Here is a 22163-nt window from a genome sequence, read left to right on the forward strand (position 1 = left end):
GGCCGAGACCCGGCTCACCGGGTCAGGCCGTGACCTGCGCCAGCGCGGAGGTGAACAGCCCCAGCCCATCGGCGGACGGGCCGGTACGCGGGCTGGTCGCGTGCTCGGGGTGCGGCATGAGCCCCACCACGTTGCCCGCGGCGTTGGTGATGCCCGCGATGTCGCGCGAGGATCCGTTCGGGGCGGCGTCGCGGTAGCGGAACACCACGCGGCCCTCCCCCTCGAGCTCGTCGAGGGTGCCCGCGTCGGCGACGTAGCGGCCCTCCTGCGACTTCAGCGGGATCAGCAGCTCGTCGCCCGCGGTGTAGTCGCGGGTCCACGCGGTGTCCGCGTTCTCCACGGTCAGCACCAGGTCCCGGCACAGGAAGTGCATGCCGGCGTTCGCGATCAGCGCGCCGGGCAGCAGGTGGGCCTCGCAGAGGATCTGGAAGCCGTTGCAGATGCCGAGCACCGGCAGGCCGCGCCCGGCCGCGTCGACGACCTCGCGCATGATCGGTGCGAGGCTCGCGATCGCGCCGGCGCGCAGGTAGTCGCCGTAGGAGAACCCGCCGGGGACGACGACGGCGTCCACACCCTGCAGGTCGTGGTCGCCGTGCCACAGCGGCACCGCCTCGGCGCCGGCGCGGCGCACCGCGCGGGCGGCGTCGACGTCGTCGAGGGTGCCCGGGAAGGTGATCACACCGACCCGGGACGCGGCGGCGCTCACAGCCTGGTCACCGTCCAGTCCTCGATCACCGGGTTCGCCAGCAGCGAGCCGGCGAGCCGGTGCAGGGTCTCGTCGTCGATCGCGTCGTCGACCTCGAGCTCGAAGTGCTTGCCCTGTCGTACGCCGCTGACGCCGGAGACACCGATCCGCCCGAGTGCCCGGGTCACGGCCTGACCCTGGACATCGAGGATCTCGGGCTTGGGCATCACGTCCACCACCACTCTGGCCACGTGCGCAGCCTACGGTGAACGTCCCCGCCCGCTCGACGTGCGTGCGCTCACCCCGCCGGAGTGGCCGACGTCGCAGGTCACCCGGGCGGTCGTCGCGCCCCGGGACCGGGGAGACTGAACCGATGCACCACACGCACCACGGCCGGGTGGCCGCCGCCGAGCTCGTGCCGGATCACGGAGCGGCGGTCGGCGTCTGATGGCCATGCGCTGGGAACAGGTCGTCGTCGACGCCACCGACCCGGTACGCCTGGGCCGCTGGTGGGCCGAGGCCCTGGACTGGGTGGTGGTGAACCCGTCGCCGCGTGAGTTCGAGATCCGGCCGCCGGGCGACACCGCCCCCGGCCTGATCTTCGTGGCGGTGCGCGAGCACAAGCGCGGCAAGAACCGGCTGCACATCGACCTGCGGCCGGACGGTGTGCGGGACTCCGAGGTCGCCCGGCTGCTGATGCTCGGGGCGACGCGGCGCGACGTCGGTCAGCGCGCGGGCCGGCACGGCGACGGCCCGGTCACCTGGACCGTGCTCGCCGACCCGGAGGGCAACGAGTTCTGCGTGCTCGGCGAGGAGGAACGCCGCAGCTGACCCGGACCTGTCCACAGGTTCCGGAGTTGTCCACAGGTTGATCCCCTTGTGGACAACCTCACCCGCGGTGACCGTCCGGGCACTCAGGCGGCGGGGACCAGCGAGGCGAGCAGCCCCCGGTGGACGGACGGGACCGCACCGGCGTCACGGGCGGTGTCGATCGCGGTGAGCGCGGCCTCCACCCGGGCGGGCTTGCGGAGGTCCTTGGCGCGCACCGCGATCCGGACGACGCCGTCGGCGCGGGCCGCGGTGCGGCCCGCGGAGGCGACCATCACCCGGGTGCGGCGCCGGTCCCCGGCCGGGCGCTCCGCGGCGCGCAGCCGCGGCTCCGAGGCACGGAACGTGATGATCCGGGCCCGCAGGACCGGTCCGCCGGGAGCGGGCGAGCGCAGCGTGGTCTCGTCGGCGCACAGCGAGAAGCCCTGGTCGGCCAGCGCCTCGAGGGTGCCCTCGGAGGCGACCCAGCGGGGTGCGGCGAACCCGTCGGTGCTCAGGCCGGTCGCGGCCAGCACCCGGCGGGCCGCGGTCAGGCGCAGCCCGGCCTCGTGCCGCGGCAGCGCCCCGAACTCGGTACGCCGCGCGAACCCGCCGACGCCGCCGGTGCCGGTCGGGTACGTCGTGTGGTCGTAGCCGTGCAGCAGGACGTCGTCGCCGGCGCCGACCCGGCCGGCGATCCAGCGCACCAGGTCGTCGCGGCGGCGCAGCGGGCCGTCCGGGCCCTTGGGCTGCACGAGGTGGGTGAGCGGCACGCCGCGCCGGTCCAGCTCGGCGGCGAAGGCGACGGCGTTGGCCCGGTCGGCGTCGTCGGCGTCGGTCAGTCCGGACAGCGACACCAGCAGCGTGCTCATACCGGACATGAACACACGCCGACGTGAACCCCACGTGGAAGCCGTCGGTCGCTGCGGCGACGAACCGGACAAGGCCCCCGGCCGGGGAGCCGTGTGCAACCAGTCGGGTCAGCGGGCCAGGAAACCGCCGTCGACCCGCAGCTCGGTCCCGTTCACCATCGCCGCCTCGCCCGACGCGAGATAGACGACCGCGGCGGCGACCTCCGACGGCTCGGCGAAGCGCCGCGCGGGGATCTCCGCGCGGTGTGCCTCCCCGGCCGGGTTGTCCCAGGCGGCCCGGCCCAGCTCGGTGAGCACGACCGTCGGCGAGACGGCGTTGACCGTCACCCCCGACGGCCCCCACTCGACGGCCAGCGTGCGGGTCAGCCCGAGGATCCCGGCCTTCGACGCGCAGTAGGCCGCGTGCCGTTCCAGGCCGCTGTTCGCGGCCTGCGAGGCCAGGTTCACGATCCGCCCGTACCCCTGCGCGACCATGACCCGCCCGGCCGCCTGCGCCGTCAGCCAGGATCCGGTGAGGTTGACCTCCAGCGTGGTCCGCCAGGCGTCGATCCCCAGCTCCAGGGCCGGTTCGAGCAGCGCGACCCCGGCCGAGTTGACCAGGACGTCGAGCCGTCCGTGCCGGGCGACGACCGCGTCCACGCAGGCGTCGACCGCGGCGGGGTCGGTGACGTCGAGCGCGTGCGCCGAGGCGCTCGTGCCCGGCACTCCGTCCGGGCGCAGGTCCGCACCGGCGACGGTCGCGCCCCGCTCCGCGAGCGCCCGCGCCGTCTCCGCCCCGATGCCCGACGCCGCCCCGGTGACCAGGGCGACGGAGCCGGTGAGGTCGAACATCAGCAGCTCGTCCCCACCCCGGTCGCCTCGGCCTCGCGCCGGTCGCCGGTGTCGTAGGAGTCGAGCACCGCGACCTTCTCCGCGGACGCGCTCGCCGGGTCGAACCGGTGGTCCAGCCACTCCGCGGCCAGGGTGCGGGCCAGCTCGATACCGACGACCCGCTGCCCCATGCACAGCACCTGGGCGTTGTTGGACTTCACCGACCGCTCCACCGAGAACGGGTCGTGCGCGGTGACCGCGCGGATGCCCGGCACCTTGTTCGCCGAGATCGCGACGCCGAGCCCGGTCCCGCAGACGAGCAGGGCCCGGTCGGCCTCGCCGTCGGCGACCTTGCGGGCCGCCGCGACCCCGATGTGTGGGTAGGCGGTGTGCCCGTCCGCACCGACGCCGACGTCGATGACCTCGCCGACCCGGTCGTCGGCCTGCAGGTCGGCCTTGAGGGCCTCCTTGTAGTCGAACCCGGCGTCGTCGGCGCCGACCACGATCCGCAGCTTGTCGCTCACTGGTGCTCCTCGTCGTTCTCGTTCTGCAGCACGCGTCCCACCGCGGTCACGACCAGCGCCATCGACGTCGCTCCCGCGTCGGGCGTGCCGACGCTCTTCTCGGCCAGCGGACGGGCGCGCCCGATCCGGGGCCGCAGGTCCGCGGTCTCCCGCGCCCGCTGCGTCGCGACGTCCGCGGCGGCGGCCCAGGCGTCCGCGAGCTCCGCCCCGTCGCCGACCCGGCGTTCCAGGTCGTCGGCGAAGGGCAGCAACGCGTCGAGCAGGGTCTTGTCGCCGGGCTCGGCCCGGCCGAGCTGCTGGATCGTCGTCGCGAACTCGCGGACACCGGCGGCCACGTCGGCCGCCGGGTAGGCCTCGGCGGTGTCGCCCAGGTGCCTGCCGAGTGCCTCCAGGGCCGCGCCCCACAGCACCCCGGACGTGCCGCCAGCGCGCTCGGCCCAGGCCTGCCCGGCCTGCTGGAGCAGCCAGCCGCCGCCGACGTCGTCGCCGCACTCGGCGACCCGCGCGGTCGCGGCGGTGATGCCCTTGACCATGCCGCGGCCGTGGTCGCCGTCCCCGGCGACGGCATCGATCCGGCCCAGGTCGTGCTCGTGCTCGGCGATCGTCGCCGCGATCGCGTCGAGCGCGGCACGGACGGACACGGCCAACCGGCGTCCGGCCTCGCCCGCCTCCGGCGCGGTGACGACGGCGTCGGCCTCGGCCAGCTCGTCGGCGGTCGGCTCACGCAGCGCCGCGACCGGAGCGGCGGCCTTGCGGTAGGCGGGGGTGTAGGCGTCGGCCCGCCAGAGCGGCTCCAGCTCGTCGTCGAGCCACATCAGGGTGAGCGAGCAGCCGCCCATGTCGAGGCTGGTCACGAGCTCGCCGACCTCCGGGTCGACGATCTCGTAGCCGGCGTCGCGCAGCCGCGGCGCGACGTGGCGCCACAGCAGGAACAGCTCCTCGTACTTGGTGGTGCCGAGCCCGTTGAGGATCACGCCGACCCGGGTGCCCGCGCCGGTGGGCGCGTTCTTCAGGACGTCGTCGACGAGCAGCGCGGCCAGCTCACGGGCGGGCAGCATCTCGACGTCGCGGATGCCGGGCTCGCCGTGGATGCCCAGGCCGAGCCCGAGGTGGCCGTCCGGGACGGTGAACAGCGGGTCGCGCTCGCCGGGCATGGTGCAGCCGGAGAACGCGACGCCGAGGGTGCGGGTGGCGTCGTTGGCGGCGTTGCCGATCCGCTCGACGTCGTCGATGCCCAGCCCCTGCGCGGCGGCGGCGCCCATCGCCTTGAACACGGTGAAGTCCCCGGCGATGCCGCGGCGCTTCCCGATCTCCTCGGCCGAGGCGACGTCGTCGGTGACGACGACGATCCGCGCGTCGATCCCCTCGGCCCGCAGCCGCTCGGCGGCGATCCCGAAGTTCATGACGTCGCCTGCGTAGTTGCCGAAGCTGAAGATCACGCCACGGCCCTGGTCGGCGGCCTTCCCGACCGAGTAGGCCTGGGCCGCCGACGGCGAGGTGAAGATGTTGCCGACCACGGCGCCGGTGGCCAGGCCGGGCCCGACCGTCCCGCAGAACGCCGGGTAGTGCCCGGAGCCGCCGCCGATCACGACGGCGACCTGCGGCTGCTCGCCGCGGTGGGCGACCACGCCGCCGTGCACCCCTCGGACACGGTCGGCGTAGAGGTCGAGGAAGCCGGCGAGCTGGTCGTCGGCGAACTCGGCCGGGTCGTCGAAGATCCTGGTCATGTCCCCTCCTCGGGACGGACCCGGGCGCGCCGGCGTACGGCGGCCCGGGCCGGGGTCACTGGTGGGCTGCCTGCGGGGCGCCGGCCTGCTCGCGCAGGGCCTTCGCGTCCTGGGGGACGTCGAGGAACGAGACCATCACGAACGCGCAGCCGTAGAGGATGACGAAGGCCCAGACGACGCCGACGTTGCCGAGGCCCAGCGCCAGCACCAGGGCGACGACGCCGGTGCCGAGGAAGGCCGCGCCACCGGCGGCGGTCGTGTACATGGCCATCGCGGCGCCCTTATGATCCGGCGCCAGCGCGGGCATGATCGCGCCCATCGGGACGAACCCGGCGAGCAGGCAGCCGAACACGCAGCCCGCGGCGACCGAGACCCAGAAGCCCCAGGTGGAGCCGGCCGGGACGGCGTGCGGGACGTACCACCACAGCAGCAGCCCGACGGCGGAGCCGAACACGCCGCACCACTGGACCGTCCGGCGCCAGCCCCAGCGGTCGCCGACGGCACCGAAGACCGCGTTGACCAGGATGTTCGTGGCGTAGACGAACACCGACATGGTCAGCCAGGCGCTCTGCCCCCAGCCGAGGTCGTCGGCGATGACCGACGGCAGGATGACGAACATCCCGAACTCCGGCGCGGTGTTGATCAACCGGACCAGGAAGCCCATCGCGATCTTCTTGTTCTGGAAGGTCAGCCGGATCCCGGCCGTGACCACCTGCGCGGCGGACTCGTCGACGGGAGCGAGACGGCGGTTGGCGTGCGGCTCCCGCACTCCGAACCGGGCGATCAGGAAACCGATCACGACCAGACCGATCGAGCCGGTCATCGCCGCGGTCTCACCGCCCGTGGACCCACCGAACGCCGGGATCATGCCCAGCGCGAACAGCGAGCCCAGCGTCGGCAGGCCGCCGGTGAACATGACGTAGAACCAGCCGACGGCGACGCCGTTGCGCGAGTACGGCGTGACCACGTTGATCCACACCAGGAACGCGAACGCGAAGAGCGGGTAGCCGAAGCCGCGCAGGAAGTAGGTGATCGCGACCAGCGGCATGCTCCCGAGCTGCAGGCTCAGCAGGAACAGCACCTCGAACACGATCCACACGACGAAGCCGAGGGTCATGACGCGGCGCGGGCCCCACAGGTCGGCGAGCGCACCCGAGAGGTAGCTCGCGATCAGCGCGGCCAGGCTGTACAGCGCGACGATCGTCGCGACGGTCTTCTCCGGCGACCCGAGGACGGCCTCGATGTGCGGGGAGATGAAGTTGGACTCGGTCCCGTTGCCGGTCATGAAGACCAGCACGCCGAGGAAACCCCAGCGCAGGGACTGCGGGATGCCGATGCGGTCGAGAAAGGTCTCGTTCCGCGGCTCGTCGACGGCGGCGTTGCTCATCGTCGGCCCCCTCAGGCGTTCGGCAGGATCGAGACCTTGACCGACGCACCGGAGGTGTCGCCGACGAGGTCGAGGGCCTTCTGGAAGTCGCTGAGCGGCACCTGGTGGGTGCAGATGTCGGCGACCGGGAGCTTCCCGTCCTCCAGCATCTTGATCGCGGCCGGCCAGCAGTGCGGGCCGAGGTGGGCGCCGCGGACGTCGAGCTCCTTGTCGTCGGAGATGATCGACCAGTCGACGGTGACCTCGGAGCCGAACACCGAGTACTCGACGTAGGTGCCCAGCTTGCGCAGCAGGTTCAGGCCCTGCGCGACAGCCGGGACCGCGCCGGACCCCTCCAGGTAGACGTCGGCGCCGTAGCCCTCGGTCAGCTCCTTGACCTTCGCGACCGCGTCCTCGGTGCCGATGTTGATCGTGAGGTCGGCCCCGGTGCGGCGGCCCAGCGCGAGCTTGTCGTCGTCGAGGTCGAGGGCGATCAGCAGCTTCGGGTTCTTCGCGCGGGCGCCGGCGATCAGGCCGAGGCCGATCGGCCCGCAGCCGGCGACGACCACGACGTCGTCGAAGGAGATGGTGGCGCGCTCGACGGCGTGCAGCGCACAGGACAGCGGCTCGGCGAACGCGGCGTGCGCAGGCGGCAGGTCCGGGGAGACCCGGTGCGTGCGGGCGCGGGTGGGGACCAGCATGTACTGGGCCATCGCGCCGTCGAAGTTGCGGAAGCCGAACATGTCGTGCGGCCCGCACATCCAGTACTCGCCGCGCCGGCAGTAGCGGCACTGCTCGCACGGGACGATCTGCTCGCAGACCACGCGGTCGCCGAGCTGCACGTCGTGGTGGGCCAGGCCCTCGGCGTCACCGGCGACGACGCGGCCGACGAACTCGTGGCCCGGCGTACGGCCGGTCTGGGCCCAGGCGGGGCGGTTGGCGTCGCCCCAGAACTTGGCGGCGCCGTGGTAGCACTTCAGGTCGCTCGCGCAGACGCCAACGGCCTCGACCTGCATCAACAGCTCGCCCGGTCCGGGGGTGGGGACGTCCACCTCCTCCAGCCGGTAGTCCTCCGGGCCGTGCACGACGACGGCCTGCATCCGGGTGGGGAGCTCGGTCGAGCTCCCGGTCGACATCTCTGTCGCGACGGTCATGGCGGAACCTCCGTTGGTGCCATGCGGACCTCTGCATGCTCTCGCCGCTGAGCATGCGTTCCGTCGTGAACATCCGTCAACACATCTGTTCCAACGTGAACAAACGTGCAAGGCTTGCGTGCGGCAGGATCCTTCACCGGAGAAGGGAGCAGCGATGGCGGAGACGCCCCCAGCTGCGGCGACGGCTGCGCAGACGTCACCGGCGCCGGCGGCCTCCGGCGACGCGACCCGGCGCGACCTGGGCCTGATGCACCGCGCGGCCCGGCTGTACTACGTCGACGACCTCAACCAGGCCGAGATCGCGGCCCGGTTGTCGGTGTCCCGGCCCACGGTGTCGCGGCTGCTCGCCGAGGCGCGCCGCGTCGGGATCGTGCAGATCACCGTGCACGACCCGGAGTCGCTGGTCACCGGGGGGGTCGACCCCGGCGAGCTGGCCGCCGCACTCGGGCTGGACCGGGTGTGGCTGGCCCCGCAGCACCCCGGCACACGCTCCGGCGGGCCCGACGTCGGCACCCGGCTGGCGGAGCCGGTCGGCGAGGCGCTGCGCGAGGCGGGGCTGCGGAGCGGGGACGTGCTGCTGGTGTCGTCGGGGCGGACGCTGTGGGAGCTGAGCCGTGCGGCGCTGCCCGCGTTCGGCGGCTGCGCGATCGTCCCGACCGTCGGCGGGGTGTCCGAGCCCGAGGCCTGGCACCAGACCAACGAGATCACCCGGGCACTGGCCGAGCGCGTCCGCGGACGCCCGCACTTCCTGTTCGCGCAGGCCATGCCGTCGGAGGCGATGCGCGCGACGCTCGTCGAGGACCCCGAGTTCCGCCGGGTCACCGGCTTCTGGGCCGAGGCGGCCGCCGCGCTCGTCGGCATCGGCGCGCCGCCCGCGCAGCGCGACTCGATCTCCACCTCGGTGCCGCTGGACGACACCGGGCTGCGCGCCGCCGTCGGCGACGTCTGCCTGAACTTCTACCGCGAAGACGGCGGCGAGGTCACCTTCCCCGGCGCGGACCGCATGGTGCGGATCGCGCCGGAGCAGCTGCGGAGGGTGCCGCGCACGATCGGCGTCGCCGTCGGGGAGGAGAAGGTGCCGAGCATCGTCGGCGGGGCCCGCGCGGGGCTGTTCAACCGGCTCGTCACCGATGCCCCGACGGCGCAGGCGCTGCTGGAGTCGCTGGGCGCGGGGCAGTAGGCCCGGGCGGCGCGGGCCCGCAGCGCAGCAGGCCCCGGGCCGAGAGCCCGGAGCGAACAGGCCTCCACCGGCGAACTACGTCAGCAGGTGAAGCATCTCCCGGGATTACCTCAGGAGGTGAAGCATCTCCCGGAACGCCTCATCCGGTGAGGCATTTCCGCCGGTTGCCCGTCGCCCGGCATCAGCGTCCACCCGGACTCCGGCCGGGTGTCCGTCGTCCGGCAGCGTCCACCGGACCCGGCCATCGTCGCGCAGCCGCGCCGCGCCGGCCGCGCGGACGACCTCAGCCCGGCGACACCCAGGGCGTCCCGGTGATCCGCCGGTACACCTCGGCGTAGCGGTCGTGCACGACCTTCACCACGTCGTCGGGGACCTCGGGGCCGGGCGCGGTGCGATCCCAGTCGAGCGCGCTCGACCAGTCCCGCACGTACTGCTTGTCGAACGAGAACTGCGGGCGGCCGGGCTCGTAGGAGTCGGCGGGCCAGAAGCGCGAGGAATCCGGGGTGAGCACCTCGTCGCCCAGGACGATCTCGCCTGCGGTGTCGCGGCCGAACTCCAGCTTGGTGTCGGCGACGAGGATGCCGCCGGACGCCGCGGACTCCGCGCCGCGCCGGTAGACCTCCAGCGTCAGGTCGCGCAGCCGCTCGGCGGTGTCGGCACCGACGAGCGCGACCACGTCGTCGAAGGTCATGAACTCGTCGTGCTCGCCGACCGGCGCCTTCGTCGTCGGCGTGAAGATCGGCTCGGGGAGCTTCGAACCCTCGACGAAGCCGTCGGGCAGCGCGACACCGGAGACGGCGCCGGTGCGCTGGTACTCCTTGAGTCCGAGCCCGGTGAGGTAGCCGCGGGCGATGCACTCGACCGGCAGCATCTCCAGCGGACGGCAGCGCACGGCGCGCCCGGCGAACTCGGCGGGGACGTCGTCGGTGCCGATGACGTGGTTCGGCACGAGGTCGCGGGTCCGCTCGAACCAGTAGAGCGAGAGCGCGGTGAGGATCGCGCCCTTGTCCGGGATCGGCGTCGGGAGCACGACGTCGTAGATCGAGAGCCGGTCGGAGGCGACGAGCAGCAGCTCGGCCGGGTCGACGGCCTCGTCGAGGTAGAGCTCGCGGACCTTGCCCGAGTGGACGAGCCTCACAGGATTCCTCCGGGGGTGTACGACGCGGCCTCGGGGTTCTTGGCGGTGAGCGTCGCGATCTTCTCGTTGACCGCGCCCACCTGCGACGACGCCGCTCCGGTGAACCGCAGCGGGTTCTCCAGCAGCCCGTCGAGGGTGCCATCGGGCAGTCCTAGCCGGGAGTCACCGGCCAGGCGCTGCAGCAGGTCGTTGTCGGACTGGCCCTGCTCACGCATGGCGAGCGCGACGGCCACCGCGTGCTCCTTGATGACCTCGTGCGCGGTCTCCCGGCCGACACCGGCACGGACGGCGGCCATCAGCACCGCGGTCGTCGCGAGGAACGGCAGGTAGCGGTCCAGCTCCTTGGCGATCACCGCGGGGTAGGCGCCGAACTCGTCGAGCACGGTCATCGCGGTCTCGTAGAGCCCGTCGAGCGCGAAGAACGCGTCCGGCAGCGCGACCCGGCGCACCACCGAGCAGGACACGTCGCCCTCGTTCCACTGCGCCCCGGCGAGGTCGGCGGTCATCACCGACAGCCCGCGCAGGATCACCATGAGGCCGTTGATGCGTTCCGCGGAACGCGCGTTCATCTTGTGCGGCATGGCGCTGGACCCGACCTGGCCGGGAGCGAAGCCCTCGGTGGCGAGCTCCGCGCCCGCCATCAGCCGGATCGTGGTGGCCAGCGACGACGGCGCCGCGGCCAGCTGCACCAGCGCGGAGACGACGTCGTGGTCCAGCGAGCGCGGGTAGACCTGCCCGACGCTGGTGAACGCCTCGGCGAACCCGAGGTGCTCGGCGACGCGGCGCTCCAGGTCGTCGAGCTTGCCCGCGGCCTCGGCATCGCCGCCGAGCAGGTCGAGCATGTCCTGGCTGGTGCCCATCGGGCCCTTGATCCCGCGCAGCGGGTAGCGCGAGCGCAGGTCCTCCAGGCGGGCGTGCGCGACGAGCAGCTCGTCGGCGGCGGAGGCGAAGCGCTTGCCCAGGGTGGTGGTCTGCGCGGCGACGTTGTGGCTGCGCCCGGCCATGACCAGCTCGGCGTACTCCCCCGCGCGGCGGCCGAGGCGGGCCAGCAGCGCGACGGTCCGGTCCGCGACGAGCTCCAGCGACAGCCGGATCTGCAGCTGCTCGACGTTCTCGGTGAGGTCGCGGCTGGTCATGCCCTTGTGCACGTGCTCGTGGCCGGCGAGGGCGTTGAACTCCTCGATCCGGGCCTTCACGTCGTGCCGGGTCACCCGCTCCCGTGCGGCGATCGAGTCGAGGTCGACCTGCTCGACGACGGCCTCGTAGTCGGCGATCGCCTGCTCGGGCACCTCGATGCCGAGGTCGCGCTGGGCGCGGAGGACCGCGATCCACAGCCGTCGCTCCAGCTGGATCTTGTACTCCGGGGACCAGAGGCGGACCAGCTCGGGGCTCGCGTAGCGCGCGGCCAGCACGTTGGGAATCACGTCGTGCGATGGTAATCGCTGCTCAGGACCACTCGGCGATGGCCTCGCGCAGCGCACCCCTGGCGACCTCCCGCGGGTCCGGGTCGGCCTCGATCAGCGCGGTGAGCACGACGCCGTCGACCAGCGCGGTCACCCGGCGCACCTCCCCCGGGCGGGGCCTGCGTCCGGCGGCCCGGGTGAGGGCCTCGTCGAGCTGGGCGTCGAACTCGACGCGCTGGGCGCGCAGCAGCCCGGCCAGATACGGACGGCGCCCGGAGCCGATCAGCCGCTCGAAGCGCAGCAGCACCGGGTCGAGGCCGCCGGTGCGCGAACGGGGCCCGAGCAGCAGGTCCAGGACGATCTCCGACGGGTCGTCGTGCTCGTCGAGGCAGGTCCGGGACATCGCGAGCTCCTCGCCGCCGAGGTGGTCCAGCGCGGCGGCGACGAGATCGTCGAGCGAGGAGAAGTAGTACGTCGTGGCCGCCAGCGGTACCCCGGCGCGCTCGGCGACGGCGCGGTGCCGGACGGCATCGAAACCGTTCTCCTCCAGCAGATCCGCCGCCGCGGCGACGAGCTGCGCACGGCGGCGCTCGCCCTTCTCGGTCTGTTTCGGCGCCGCCATCCGCGTCATCCTGCCCGGTCCGGGGTCCGCAGCACAGTGGAAATGCGGCGCCGCTCCCGTTCCGGGGCATCCGGTCGCCCCAGGTCACCGGCACCCCGGGCCGAGGTCCGTGACCTTTTCGTGACCCTGCTGTTCTCCCCGGAACGCCGATGCACGACACTGAGGGGGTGCGTCCGTCACCCCGCAGCCGGCGAGCGGGGCGCACCGCCATCCGCGGTGCCGCCTCCGCAGTGGATCCGTCCGAGCCGATCGACCTGCGCTCGGACACCGTGACGGCGCCGTCCGCCGCGATGCGCTCGGCGATGGCCGAGGCCGAGACCGGCGACGACGTCCTCGACCGCGACCCCACGATGCGGGCGCTCGAGGAGCGGGTCGCGGGCCTACTCGGCGCCGCGGACGCACTGTGGACGCCGACCGGGACGATGGCCAACATCATCGCGCTGATGAGCCACCTCGGCCGTGGCGAGGCGTTCCTCGCGCCGCAGGGCGCGCACGTACTGGACTTCGAGCTCGGGACCGCGGCCTGGCTGGCAGGCGGCATGCCGCGCCCGCTGCCGCACGACGGCGGCCCCGGCAAGGTCACCGCGACCGCGGTGCGCCGCGCCGCGACCTCCGACGGCTCCTACGCCGCGCTGCGCACCGTGCTGCTGTGCCTGGAGAACTCGCACAACGCCGCCGGTGGCACCGTCACCGCACCCGAGGAGCACGCCTCGGTGGCCGCGGCCGCGCGCGCCGCCCGGCTCGCCGTGCACCTCGACGGCGCCCGGCTGTGGAACGCCGCGGTCGCGCTCGGCGTCCCGCCCGGCGCGCTGACGGTCGGCGCGGACACCGTCTCGGTGTGCCTGAGCAAGGGCCTCGGCGCGCCGGTCGGTTCGGTCGTGGCCGGGTCGGCGGAGTTCGTCGAGCAGGCGCGCCGGCTGCGCAAGATGCTCGGCGGCGGCGTCCGCCAGGGCGGCGTGATGGCCGCGGCCGGGCTGGTCGCGCTGGACAACGTCGACCTGCTCGAGGCCGACCACACCCGGGCGACGACGCTGGCCACCGGCCTGCGCGAGCGCGGCTGGCGGGTCCGCGAGCCGCAGACCAACATCGTCCTGGTCGACGTGGCCGACGTCGCCGGGACCGTCGCGGCGTTCGCCGAGGCCGGGGTGAAGGCGTCCGCGATCGGCGGGAAGCTGCGGCTGATGACGCACTCGGGCATCACCGACGCCCACATCGAGGCCGCACTGGGCCGGATCGGCGAGGTCGGGCCGTCGAGCACGGCGGTGGCCGGGGCGTCGTCGCACACGCAGCCGGAGTCGCGCCTGCAGACCGGCGCCGACCGCGAGCGCAGCGCCTGACGACATTCTCCACCGGACCGGCCCCGTGTCGCCGCCCGGGGCTGTGTCGCCGACCGGCCCCGTGTCGCGCCGGGGCAAGTTAGTGTCGCGTCGAGTCAAGTAGGGCGCGCACGTCCGGGCGAGACTGGAGCTGAGACCGGACGGCGCCGCTGCCGTCGGCCTAGGCTTCTGCCCCGGCCGCCCTTCCTGTGGCCGCCGGAGGCTCCGACCCGACACGGTGCCGGTGACCTGCGTGAACCCGTCCACGGTGACGCGCCCGTCCGCGGTGCCCCGACCGCAGGACCACGATGAGCAGCCCCTCGCCCGACCAGGACCCCACCGCCACCGACGCCGCCACCGATTCCGCCGCCGCAGGCACCGACGCCACCGCCGACCTCGGCGCCGTCGTCGCGCCCCCGGACGGCCTGGTCGCCGACGGCGTCGCCGTGGACGGTGCGCACGGGCCGCTGCTGCTCCCGACGTCGCTGCGGGTCCGCCCGGGCGAGGTCGTGCTGGTCGCCGGTACCCCGGGCTCCGGGCACACCGCGCTGGCGCTCTGCCTGGCCGGGCGGATGACCCCCTCGCACGGCACCGTCACCCTCGACGGCGACGACGACACCCGCCGTCTGCGCCGCGCCGTCGCGGTCGTCGACACCCCCGGGGTCAGCGAGCCGGACCCGGTACTGCCGCTGCGCACCGTCGTCGGTGAGGAGCTGGCGATGGCCGGGCGCGGAACGCTGCCGCGCACCGTCGTCGGGTGGCTGGCCGCGCGCGGCGCCGAGCAGTACGCCACGACCCGGTTCGAGGACGTCCCCGCACCGACCCGGCTGGCGCTGACCACCGAGCTGGCCGCGTCCCGGCCGGGGGTCGAGGCGCTGGTGCTGACCGCACCGGACCGGCACGGCGGCACCCCGACGACGTGGTGGGTGGTCGCGGCCGAGCACGCCGCCGCAGGCCGCGCGGTCGTCGTCACCTGCACGGAGACCTCCGCGGCGCTGCTGGGCATCCCGGCCGTGCACCTCGGCGGCGGCTCGCTGCCGCCGCCCCCGGAACCCGGGAAGCACGCCCGGCCCACCCACGACACGACCGACGAGCAGAGCGAGGAGCAGGACCGGTGAGCGCGATCCGGATGGCGATCAGCGAGCTGAGGCGGATCACGTCGGGCCGCCTGCCGATCCTGGCGGTGCTGGCCCTGCTGCTGATCCCGATGCTCTACGCGGGCTTCTACCTCTACGCCAACGGCGACCCCTACGGCCGCCTCGACAAGGTCCCGGCCGCACTGGTCGTCGAGGACCAGGGTGGCACCGACCAGGACGGGAAGCCGCAGAACGTCGGCGAGGACGTCGCCCGCGACCTCGTCGAGTCCGGCTCGTTCGACTTCCACCGGGTCGACGCCGCCGAGGCCGACTCCGGTGTGCAGGACAACCGCTACACCTTCGCCCTGACCATCCCGCGCGACTTCACCGCCGCGCTGCGCTCCAGCGGCGACTTCACCCCGCGCCAGGGCGTGCTGACCCTGACCACGAACGACTCCAACAACTACCTGGCCCGCACCATCGCCGACACCCTGGTCACGAAGGTGCGCGACTCGGTGTCCAAGGAGGTCGGCACCCAGGCGGCGTCGCGCTTCCTCACCGGCTTCTCGACGATCTACACCAAGACCGCGCAGGCCGCGGACGGCGCGTCGCAGCTCGCGACCGGATCGAGCCAGGCGCACGACGGCGCCGCGCAGCTGGCGACCGGCGCCGACCGGCTCGCCGCCGGGCAGCGCAAGCTCCTCGACGGCTCGACGCAGCTGTCCTCCGGCGCGGACGAGCTGTCGGGCGGGGCCTCGGCGCTCGCCGGCGGCGCCGACCGCGCCTCCGCCGGGGCCGACCGGCTCTCGGCCGGAGCGGGGCAGCTCGCGACCGGGCTGGACTCGGCGCGGGACCGGACCGCGCAGCTGCCCGGAAAGACCCGGGAGCTCGCCGACGGCGCCCGGCAGGTCGCCGATGGCAACGCCCGCATCGCCGACGCAGGCGATCGGGTGGCCCGGGAGAGCGCGAAGCTCACCTCCGACCTCGACGCCGCCGACGGAGCCGTCGCGAAGGGGCTGCGCGACAAGGGCTTCACCGACGAGCAGGTACAGCAGGCGCTGTCGGTGCTGGCGAACGCGAAGCAGCCGCTGGAGCAGGGCGACCAGCGGGTGCAGGCCGCGTCCGGGCAGCTCGACCATCTGGGGTCCGGGGCCGGGAAGGTCGCCGACGGCGCCGAGCGGCTGGCCGCGTCGTCGTCGCAGCTCACGAACGGGATCTCCGCGGCCGCCGACGGCGCCGACCGGCTCCGCGACGGCTCCACGGAGCTCGCGGGCGGGGTCCGGAAGCTCTCCACCGGTGCCGACCGGCTCTCCACCGGGGCCACGGCGCTGAGCGCCGGCGCCGACCGGCTGACCGCGGGTGAGCGCAGCGCCGTCGACGGCACCGACCGGCTCGCCGACGGTGCGCACCGACTCGAGACCGGCACCGGGAAGCTCGCCACCGGCAGCGCGCAGCTGCGCGACGGCCTGAACGACGGTCTCGGCCAGATCCCGCACCCGTCGCCAGACGTCCGCGACGCCACCGCGAAGACCATCGGCGACCCGGTCGCCACCCGCGACGTCGCGCACGCGAAGGCGAGCACCTACGGCGAGGGCCTCGCCCCGTTCTTCATGGCGCTGGCGACCTGGATCGGCGGCTACACGCTGTTCCTGCTGCTCCAGCCGCTGTCCCGGCGCGCGATCGCGGCCGGGCAGAGCCCGCTGCGGACCGCGCTGGGCGGGTGGATCCCGGCCGGGCTGCTCGGGACGGTGCAGGCCACCGGCATGTACCTCGTCGTGGTGCTCGGGCTCGGCCTCGAACCGGTGCATCCGGTCGCGACGTGGGCGTTCCTGTGCCTGGTCGCGCTGTGCTTCACCGCGATCGTGCACGCCCTGAACGCGCTGCTGGGCAGCGTCGGGCAGTTCCTCGGCCTGGTGCTGATGGTGCTTCAGCTGGTCTCGGCCGGCGGCACGTTCCCCTGGCAGACCATCCCGGACCCGCTCTACCCGGTGCACCACATCATGCCGATGGGCTACGCCGTCGACGGCCTGCGGCACCTCATGTACGGCGGCGAGCTGGCCGGGCTGATCGGGACCGCGGTCCCGGTGCTGGTCGGCTGGTGGGCGCTGGCCATCGGGATCGGCACCTACGCGGCCTGGAAGCAGCGGGTGTGGACGCCGTCGGCGGTGAAGCCGGAACTGGTGCTCTGAGCTCTCTCTGCTCTGGGCTCTCGGGGCGGGGAACTCTCGGGACGGGCGTCAGACCCAGGCGCGCAGGCGTTCCAGCGCGGCCTCCACGTCGGCGGTGGCGCCGGCGCAGGAGAACCGGACGTAGCCGCCGCCGTCGACCGGGTCGAAGTCCGCGCCCGGTGCGACGGCGATCCCGGTCTCGGCGAGCAGCCGGTAGGTCAGCTCCATCGACGTCTCCCCCGGCCCGAGCAGGTGCGCGACGTCGGCGTAGACGTAGAACGCGCCGTCGGCCGGGGCCAGGCGGGCGATGCCGATCTCCGGCAGCCCGCGCAGCAGCAGGTCGCGGTTGCGGCCGTAGCGCAGCACGTGCGCGTCGGCCTCGGCGTAGGACGCCTCGTCGAACGCGGCCTGTGCGGCGTACTGGGGCAGCGCGGGCGGGCACACGGTGAAGTTGCCGGCCAGGCCCTCGACGGTGCGGCGCAGCCGCGGCGGGCACACCAGCCAGCCCAGCCGCCAGCCGGTCATCGAGAAGTACTTGGAGAACGAGTTCACCAGGACGGCCTCGCGGGAGGTCTCCCACGCACACGCGGTCGCGGGCGAGCCCGGGAACGTGATGCCGTGGTAGATCTCGTCGCTGATCAGCTGGATGCCGTGCTCCTCGCAGTACGCGGCGAGCGCGGCCAGCTCACCGGGCTCGAGCACGGTCCCGCTCGGGTTGGCGGGGCTGGCCAGGATCAGGCCCTTCACCGGCTCGTCGAGCGCGTCGAGCATCTCCACGGTCGGCTGGAACCGGGTGTCCGGCCCGCACGGCAGCTCGACGACCTCGCAGCCCAGCGCGGCGAGGATGTTGCGATAGCAGGGGTAGCCGGGGCGGGCCATCGCGACGCGGTCGCCCGCGTCGAACGCGGCGAGGAAGGCGAGCAGGAAGCCACCGGAGGAGCCGGTCGTCATGACGACGTCGGCCGGGTCGATCTCCAGGCCCCGGGTGCGGCGGTAGTGCCCGGCGACGCCGGCGCGCAGCTCGGGCAGGCCCGGCGCCACGGTGTAGCCGAGGACCTCGGAGTTCAGCGCCTCGACGGCGGCGGCCCGAACCGGCTCGGGCGCCGGGGTGGACGGCTGGCCCGCGGAGAGGTTGAGCAGGTCGCCGTGGGTGCGGGCGCGGTCGGCGGCCGCCGCCCACACGTCCATGACGTGGAACGGGGCGACCGCGGCGCGCGCCGCGACGGTCAGCTGGGCGGAGCTCGTCACGCCCGGAGACTAACCGCCGGTCGGGTGCGCCCCGGGTGCGTGTCCGGCACCTCCGTCCGGGAGCCCTCGGCCGGAGGTGCCGGACACGCGCGGGCCCGGGCCCCGCTCCCCGAGGAGAGGGCGGGACCCGGGCCCGGTCACAGCTGCGCGGTGGCGCAGCGAGGCGCCGTCTTACTTGCCCTTGAGGCCCAGGTCGTCCACGACCGAGCCGACCTCGGTCTCGGTGTCGGCGACGGTCTTGTCGACGTACTGGGCGATCGGGGTGATCTCGGCCGCCTGGGCGGAGCCGGTGAAGGCCAGCGTCGCGAGCGGGGCGGCGACGACGGCGGCGGCGAGGCCGAGGGCGCGACGGCGGGCCGGCTTGGGGGCGTTGGCCATGTCTGGTTCCTCCTGAAGATCTACGGACACCCGGTGTGCCCGTGATCCGGAACCATTCACGTCCACCCCCGGCCCGATCAAACCCGGGCGGGGCGGTTTACCTCGTCTTCAAGAGTCCTCTACACGTCGTCGAAGAACCCGCCCCGCCATCCCGCACATCGCCAGGTCAGCTGCGTCAAACGTCCGCTTGGACGAAGGTCACTCGGCCATTCGGCAGTAACATGGGAGAAACATCAGGCCCGTGCGGCGGGCACCGAGACCTCTCCGCGCTCGGCATCGAGACCGATGTCGGTGCGGTGGTGCGAGCCCGCGAGCCGCACCGGCTCCAGCCGCGCGTAGGCGTCGGCCCGGGCCGCGGCGAGGTCCGCACCGGTCCCGACGACCGACAGCACCCGCCCGCCGGAGGACACGACGGCGCCGTCCTCGCGCCGCCGCGTGCCCGCGTGCAGGACGCCGTCGCCCTCGGCCCCGGTGATCACGTCACCGAGCCGCGGGGTCGCCGGGTAGCCGTCCGCGGCGACGACGACGGTCACCGCCGCGCCGTCGGCCCACTCCGGTGGGTCCTGCTCGGCGAGCGCGCCGGTGGCCGTGGCGTGCAGCAGCTGCGCCAGCGGGGTGCGCAGCAGCGCCAGCACCGCCTGGGTCTCCGGGTCCCCGAAGCGGCAGTTGAACTCGATGACGGCCGGGCCGTTCGAGGTCAGTGCCAGGCCGGCGTAGAGCAGGCCGGAGAACGGGGTGCCGCGGCGCTCCATCTCCGCAGCGACCGGGCGCACGATTCGGTCGGCCAGGTCCTCGGCGAGGTCGTCGCCGGCCCAGGGCAGCGGGCAGTAGGCGCCCATGCCACCGGTGTTCGGGCCGGTACCGCCGTCGCCGACGCGCTTGAAGTCCTGCGCGGGCAGCAACGGAACGACGGTCGACCCGTCGACGAGGCAGAACAGCGAGACCTCGGGACCGTCCAGGAACGACTCGAGCAGGGCGGGGTGCCCGGCCTCGAGCAGGCTCAGCGCGTGCGCACGGGCGACCTCGACGTCGGACGAGACGACGACGCCCTTGCCTGCGGCCAGACCGTCGTCCTTCACGACGTAGGGCGGGGTGAACACGCTCAGCGCGGTGTCCAGGTGCGCGGGGGTGTCCACCACGACCGACGACGCCGTGGGCACGCCCGCGGCGGTCATCACCGACTTGGCGAACGCCTTCGAGCCCTCGATCCGCGCGGCCTCCCGCGACGGTCCGAAGCAGGGGATGCCGTCGTCGCGGACCGCGTCGGCGGCGCCGTTGACCAGCGGCACCTCCGGCCCGATGACGACGAGGTCGGCCTCCCAGCTGCGCGCCAGTGCGACCAGCGCGTCGTTGTCCGACACGTCCAGACCCAGCTGCTCGGAGACGGCAGCAGTTCCCGCATTGCCGGGCGCACAGGCCAGGGCCGTCACCCCCGGATCCTGCGCCAACGACACGGCTATGGCGTGCTCACGCGCGCCGCTTCCCACGACCAGGACTCGCACGGCAGTCGACCCTAGAGGCGTCGGTGCGCCGGTGGGGAACCGGTCCTCCGGTCCGGACCGGTCAGCGACCGTCCGTCGCGCCGAGGAAACCGCCGAGCAGCGCCGTGACGTGCGTGGGGTGCTCCTCGTGCGGGAAGTGTCCGGTCGCGGGGAGCACGTGCGCGGTCAGGCCCGCACCGGCGTAGCGGGTGGTGCGCGACATCGTGGTGGTGAGCACGCACGGGTCGGCGGCGCCGTGCAGCTGCAGCACCGGCGCGGTGACCGGGCCGGCGACGTCGCGGGCGAAGCGGCGGCCGTCGGGGCGCAGCTGCGAGCGCATCGACCAGCGGTAGTACTCGAGGCTGCAGTGCGGTGCCGGCGGGATCCGGATCGCGTCGCGGTTGCGGGACGCCGCCTCGGCGAAGTCGGCGGTACGCGGCCAGTCGGGGCCCGCCCAGGCCCGCATGATCCGCTCGACCCGGGCGCCGTCGTCGGCCCGCAGGGAGCGCTCGGGCAGCCGCGGGAGCTGGAAGCCCAGCATGTAGCGGCTGGCCCACCCCTGACCGAGCGGATCGGCGAGCAACGCGTCGCGCATGGCGGTGGGGTGCGGGGCGCCGATCACGGTGAGCGTGTCGACCAGCCGCGGGTGCAGCGCGGCGAGGGTCCAGCCGATCGCGGCCCCCCAGTCGTGCCCGACGACGTGCGCACGCCGCTCCCCCAGGGCCCGGATCAGCCCTGCGGTGTCCCCGGCGAGGGTCCACAGGTCGTAGCCGCGGGGCGGCTTGTCGGTGTCGCCGTAGCCGCGCAGATCGGCGGCGACGGCGCGGTAGCCGGCGTCGCCGAGCGCGAGGAGCTGGTGCCGCCAGGTCCACCAGAACTCGGGGAACCCGTGCAACAGGACGACCAGCGGCCCGTCCGCCGGGCCGTACTCGGCCAGGTGGACGCGGATGCCGTTGGCCGAGACGTGCCGGTGGGTCCACGGCCCGGGCACCCGGACCACCGACGGGCCCGGGCCGCCCCGTGGACGTCCCACCGGCGGGGTCGCGCGAGGTGTCAGCCCGCGGCGGCGTGCCGGCCGGAGCGGCCGTCGGTGGTCAGCTCGCGGACGGTGTCGCCCTTGCCGCGCTGCGAGAGCACCTGCGCGGAGTCCTTCAGCGAGTCGATGGTCCGCTCCGGCTTGCGGATCTTGCGGACCCGCAGGTAGCCGATCAGGCCGCAGACACCGGCCACGACCAGCATGAACAGGAACGTGATCCCGAAGCCTGCCCACCGCTGGAGCCACACCGAGAGGAGCTCGGCGAGGGTGAAGAACAGGTAGAACAGGCTGAACAGCCCGATCACCGCGGCGAGCACGAAGAAGATGCTGCCCTGCACGCCCTTCTTGACCTCGGCCGTCACCTCGGCCTTGGCCAGCTCCACCTCGGAGCGGACCAGCGTCGACAGGTGCGACGTGACGTCCTTGGCGAGCGCGCCGATGGACTGCTCGCGCGGACCGGGCTCGGCGGTCAGAGGGATGGAGGGCAGAACGGGAGGAACGTCCCCGTCGCCGGCCTGGCTGCTCGGGTTGCTGGGCACCGTGATCCCTCCTGCGTTTCTCGACCGCGGGGACCTCTTCCCCTGCGGCCGTCGATCGTGAGCCGTCATCGTGCCACGGGTGTCGGGTCCTTGCTGGACTCCGCCACGCCGTCACACCTCCGGGCGGCCCCGCATCTTCTTGATCTGTCCCCGACGGGTCTTCGCGTCCAGGCGCCTGCGCCGCGACCCTGCGGTCGGGCGGGTGGGCCTGCGCCTGCGCGGGCCGGGTGCGGTGGCCTCGCCGAGGACTGCGCCGAGCCGGGCCCGGGCGGCCTCCCGGTTGCGCAGCTGGCTGCGGTGCTCGGCCGCGGTGACCGTCAGCACACCTCCGGAGAGTCTGGGGCTCAGGCGCTCCAGCGCCCGCGCACGCAGGTCCTCCGGGACGCTCGGGGAGCGCTCGACGTCGAAGGACAGCTCGACGCGGGAGTCGGTGGTGTTCACGCCCTGCCCGCCCGGGCCGGACGCGCGGGAGAACCGCCAGCGAAGCTCGCGGCCGGGCACGACGAAGCCGCGCCGCACCTCGAGATCGCCGTCCACGGAGTCCACGCCGCCCAGTGTCCCAGGCGCCCGCGAGCGCGCATCCGACATACGAGTACGCGGACGCACCGCGGCCCCGGGACCCGCTCGGGGTCC

General features: G+C 74.0%; 22 protein-coding genes. 5 read left to right on the forward strand and 17 right to left on the reverse strand.

Annotated features, from left to right (window positions below):
* Positions 1 to 22: 22 nt before the first annotated feature.
* Both purQ and purS read right to left on the reverse strand, forming a co-directional pair.
* Positions 23 to 706, reverse strand: a complete 684-nt coding sequence (purQ, locus tag ACLE50_RS08725) for a phosphoribosylformylglycinamidine synthase subunit PurQ (protein ID WP_410942925.1) — start codon at positions 704 to 706, stop codon at positions 23 to 25.
* Positions 703 to 936, reverse strand: coding sequence for a phosphoribosylformylglycinamidine synthase subunit PurS (gene purS / locus ACLE50_RS08730; protein WP_029239885.1), 234 nt, complete (start codon positions 934 to 936; stop codon positions 703 to 705). Before purS ends, purQ begins: the two co-directional genes overlap by 4 nt.
* A gap of 196 nt (positions 937 to 1132) precedes the next feature.
* On the opposite strand from purS, the gene ACLE50_RS08735 reads away from it, so the two are divergent.
* Positions 1133 to 1516 (forward strand): VOC family protein, encoded by a 384-nt coding sequence (locus ACLE50_RS08735; protein ID WP_410942926.1) that lies wholly within the window; start codon positions 1133 to 1135, stop codon positions 1514 to 1516.
* An 83-nt stretch (positions 1517 to 1599) separates the two neighbouring features.
* Here ACLE50_RS08735 and ACLE50_RS08740 read toward each other — a convergent pair whose 3' ends face one another.
* From ACLE50_RS08740 to ACLE50_RS08765, 6 genes are all read right to left on the reverse strand, one after another.
* Positions 1600 to 2364 carry a DUF2334 domain-containing protein gene (locus ACLE50_RS08740; RefSeq protein WP_410942927.1) on the reverse strand — a complete coding sequence of 255 codons (765 nt, stop codon included), beginning with the start codon at positions 2362 to 2364 and terminating at the stop codon, positions 1600 to 1602.
* Between the two features lie 108 nt (positions 2365 to 2472).
* The gene (locus tag ACLE50_RS08745; protein ID WP_410942928.1) at positions 2473 to 3195 is read right to left on the reverse strand and encodes a GolD/DthD family dehydrogenase; all 723 of its coding nucleotides are present in this window, start codon (positions 3193 to 3195) and stop codon (positions 2473 to 2475) included.
* Positions 3195 to 3698, reverse strand: coding sequence for a ribose-5-phosphate isomerase (locus ACLE50_RS08750; RefSeq protein ID WP_410942929.1), 504 nt, complete (start codon positions 3696 to 3698; stop codon positions 3195 to 3197). Before ACLE50_RS08750 ends, ACLE50_RS08745 begins: the two co-directional genes overlap by 1 nt.
* Positions 3695 to 5425, reverse strand: coding sequence for a dihydroxyacetone kinase family protein (locus ACLE50_RS08755; protein WP_410942930.1), 1731 nt, complete (start codon positions 5423 to 5425; stop codon positions 3695 to 3697). Before ACLE50_RS08755 ends, ACLE50_RS08750 begins: the two co-directional genes overlap by 4 nt.
* Positions 5426 to 5480: 55 nt before the next feature.
* Positions 5481 to 6812 carry an MFS transporter gene (locus ACLE50_RS08760; RefSeq protein WP_410942931.1) on the reverse strand — a complete coding sequence of 444 codons (1332 nt, stop codon included), beginning with the start codon at positions 6810 to 6812 and terminating at the stop codon, positions 5481 to 5483.
* A gap of 11 nt (positions 6813 to 6823) precedes the next feature.
* Positions 6824 to 7945 (reverse strand): alcohol dehydrogenase catalytic domain-containing protein, encoded by a 1122-nt coding sequence (locus tag ACLE50_RS08765; RefSeq protein WP_410942932.1) that lies wholly within the window; start codon positions 7943 to 7945, stop codon positions 6824 to 6826.
* A 154-nt stretch (positions 7946 to 8099) separates the two neighbouring features.
* On the opposite strand from ACLE50_RS08765, the gene ACLE50_RS08770 reads away from it, so the two are divergent.
* Complete coding sequence (locus ACLE50_RS08770; protein WP_410942933.1) at positions 8100 to 9125, forward strand: sugar-binding transcriptional regulator; 1026 nt, start codon at positions 8100 to 8102, stop codon at positions 9123 to 9125.
* Between the two features lie 283 nt (positions 9126 to 9408).
* Here the strand turns inward: ACLE50_RS08770 and ACLE50_RS08775 are convergent, their stop codons facing one another.
* Genes ACLE50_RS08775 through ACLE50_RS08785 form a run of 3 tightly spaced genes read right to left on the reverse strand, consistent with a single transcriptional unit; the run spans position 9409 to position 12288 of the window.
* Positions 9409 to 10263, reverse strand: a complete 855-nt coding sequence (locus ACLE50_RS08775; RefSeq protein WP_410942934.1) for a phosphoribosylaminoimidazolesuccinocarboxamide synthase — start codon at positions 10261 to 10263, stop codon at positions 9409 to 9411.
* Entirely contained in the window at positions 10260 to 11687 is a 1428-nt protein-coding gene (gene purB, locus ACLE50_RS08780) for an adenylosuccinate lyase (RefSeq protein WP_410942935.1), read from the reverse strand. Before purB ends, ACLE50_RS08775 begins: the two co-directional genes overlap by 4 nt.
* 22 nt (positions 11688 to 11709) lie before the next feature.
* Positions 11710 to 12288 carry a TetR/AcrR family transcriptional regulator gene (locus ACLE50_RS08785; RefSeq protein ID WP_410942936.1) on the reverse strand — a complete coding sequence of 193 codons (579 nt, stop codon included), beginning with the start codon at positions 12286 to 12288 and terminating at the stop codon, positions 11710 to 11712.
* Positions 12289 to 12578: 290 nt separating this feature from the next.
* Here ACLE50_RS08785 and ACLE50_RS08790 point away from each other — a divergent pair, with 290 nt between their 5' ends.
* From ACLE50_RS08790 to ACLE50_RS08800, 3 genes are all read left to right on the forward strand, one after another.
* Positions 12579 to 13625, forward strand: a complete 1047-nt coding sequence (locus ACLE50_RS08790) for a threonine aldolase family protein (protein ID WP_410943253.1) — start codon at positions 12579 to 12581, stop codon at positions 13623 to 13625.
* A gap of 287 nt (positions 13626 to 13912) precedes the next feature.
* Entirely contained in the window at positions 13913 to 14722 is an 810-nt protein-coding gene (locus ACLE50_RS08795) for an ATP-binding cassette domain-containing protein (RefSeq protein ID WP_410942937.1), read from the forward strand.
* Positions 14719 to 16869, forward strand: a complete 2151-nt coding sequence (locus ACLE50_RS08800) for a YhgE/Pip family protein (RefSeq protein ID WP_410942938.1) — start codon at positions 14719 to 14721, stop codon at positions 16867 to 16869. Before ACLE50_RS08795 ends, ACLE50_RS08800 begins: the two co-directional genes overlap by 4 nt.
* Before the next feature lie 48 nt (positions 16870 to 16917).
* Here the strand turns inward: ACLE50_RS08800 and ACLE50_RS08805 are convergent, their stop codons facing one another.
* The 6 genes from ACLE50_RS08805 to arfB form a co-directional block, all read right to left on the reverse strand.
* The gene (locus ACLE50_RS08805; protein WP_410943254.1) at positions 16918 to 18036 is read right to left on the reverse strand and encodes a pyridoxal phosphate-dependent aminotransferase; all 1119 of its coding nucleotides are present in this window, start codon (positions 18034 to 18036) and stop codon (positions 16918 to 16920) included.
* A 231-nt stretch (positions 18037 to 18267) separates the two neighbouring features.
* Positions 18268 to 18474 (reverse strand): hypothetical protein, encoded by a 207-nt coding sequence (locus ACLE50_RS08810; RefSeq protein WP_410942939.1) that lies wholly within the window; start codon positions 18472 to 18474, stop codon positions 18268 to 18270.
* Between the two features lie 233 nt (positions 18475 to 18707).
* Complete coding sequence (purD, locus tag ACLE50_RS08815; protein WP_410942940.1) at positions 18708 to 19976, reverse strand: phosphoribosylamine--glycine ligase; 1269 nt, start codon at positions 19974 to 19976, stop codon at positions 18708 to 18710.
* 61 nt (positions 19977 to 20037) lie between these two features.
* Entirely contained in the window at positions 20038 to 20946 is a 909-nt protein-coding gene (locus tag ACLE50_RS08820; protein WP_410942941.1) for an alpha/beta fold hydrolase, read from the reverse strand.
* 62 nt (positions 20947 to 21008) lie between these two features.
* Entirely contained in the window at positions 21009 to 21536 is a 528-nt protein-coding gene (locus ACLE50_RS08825; protein ID WP_410943255.1) for a phage holin family protein, read from the reverse strand.
* A 105-nt stretch (positions 21537 to 21641) separates the two neighbouring features.
* Positions 21642 to 22118, reverse strand: coding sequence for an alternative ribosome rescue aminoacyl-tRNA hydrolase ArfB (gene arfB, locus ACLE50_RS08830; protein WP_410942942.1), 477 nt, complete (start codon positions 22116 to 22118; stop codon positions 21642 to 21644).
* Positions 22119 to 22163: the final 45 nt, after the last annotated feature.

Source organism: Pseudonocardia phyllosphaerae (assembly GCF_046546475.1).
GTDB lineage: Bacteria > Actinomycetota > Actinomycetes > Mycobacteriales > Pseudonocardiaceae > Pseudonocardia > Pseudonocardia phyllosphaerae.

Coding starts and splice junctions, on each gene's coding strand:
- ACLE50_RS08735 (WP_410942926.1), top strand. CDS start 1,133: ATGGCCATGCGCTGGGAACAGGTCGTCGTCGACGCCACCGACCCGGTA.
- ACLE50_RS08740 (WP_410942927.1), bottom strand. CDS start 2,364: ATGAGCACGCTGCTGGTGTCGCTGTCCGGACTGACCGACGCCGACGAC.
- ACLE50_RS08745 (WP_410942928.1), bottom strand. CDS start 3,195: ATGTTCGACCTCACCGGCTCCGTCGCCCTGGTCACCGGGGCGGCGTCG.
- ACLE50_RS08755 (WP_410942930.1), bottom strand. CDS start 5,425: ATGACCAGGATCTTCGACGACCCGGCCGAGTTCGCCGACGACCAGCTC.
- ACLE50_RS08760 (WP_410942931.1), bottom strand. CDS start 6,812: ATGAGCAACGCCGCCGTCGACGAGCCGCGGAACGAGACCTTTCTCGAC.
- ACLE50_RS08765 (WP_410942932.1), bottom strand. CDS start 7,945: ATGACCGTCGCGACAGAGATGTCGACCGGGAGCTCGACCGAGCTCCCC.
- ACLE50_RS08770 (WP_410942933.1), top strand. CDS start 8,100: ATGGCGGAGACGCCCCCAGCTGCGGCGACGGCTGCGCAGACGTCACCG.
- ACLE50_RS08785 (WP_410942936.1), bottom strand. CDS start 12,288: ATGGCGGCGCCGAAACAGACCGAGAAGGGCGAGCGCCGCCGTGCGCAG.
- ACLE50_RS08790 (WP_410943253.1), top strand. CDS start 12,579: ATGCGCTCGGCGATGGCCGAGGCCGAGACCGGCGACGACGTCCTCGAC.
- ACLE50_RS08795 (WP_410942937.1), top strand. CDS start 13,913: ATGAGCAGCCCCTCGCCCGACCAGGACCCCACCGCCACCGACGCCGCC.
- ACLE50_RS08805 (WP_410943254.1), bottom strand. CDS start 18,036: ATGGACGTGTGGGCGGCGGCCGCCGACCGCGCCCGCACCCACGGCGAC.
- ACLE50_RS08810 (WP_410942939.1), bottom strand. CDS start 18,474: ATGGCCAACGCCCCCAAGCCGGCCCGCCGTCGCGCCCTCGGCCTCGCC.
- arfB (WP_410942942.1), bottom strand. CDS start 22,118: ATGTCGGATGCGCGCTCGCGGGCGCCTGGGACACTGGGCGGCGTGGAC.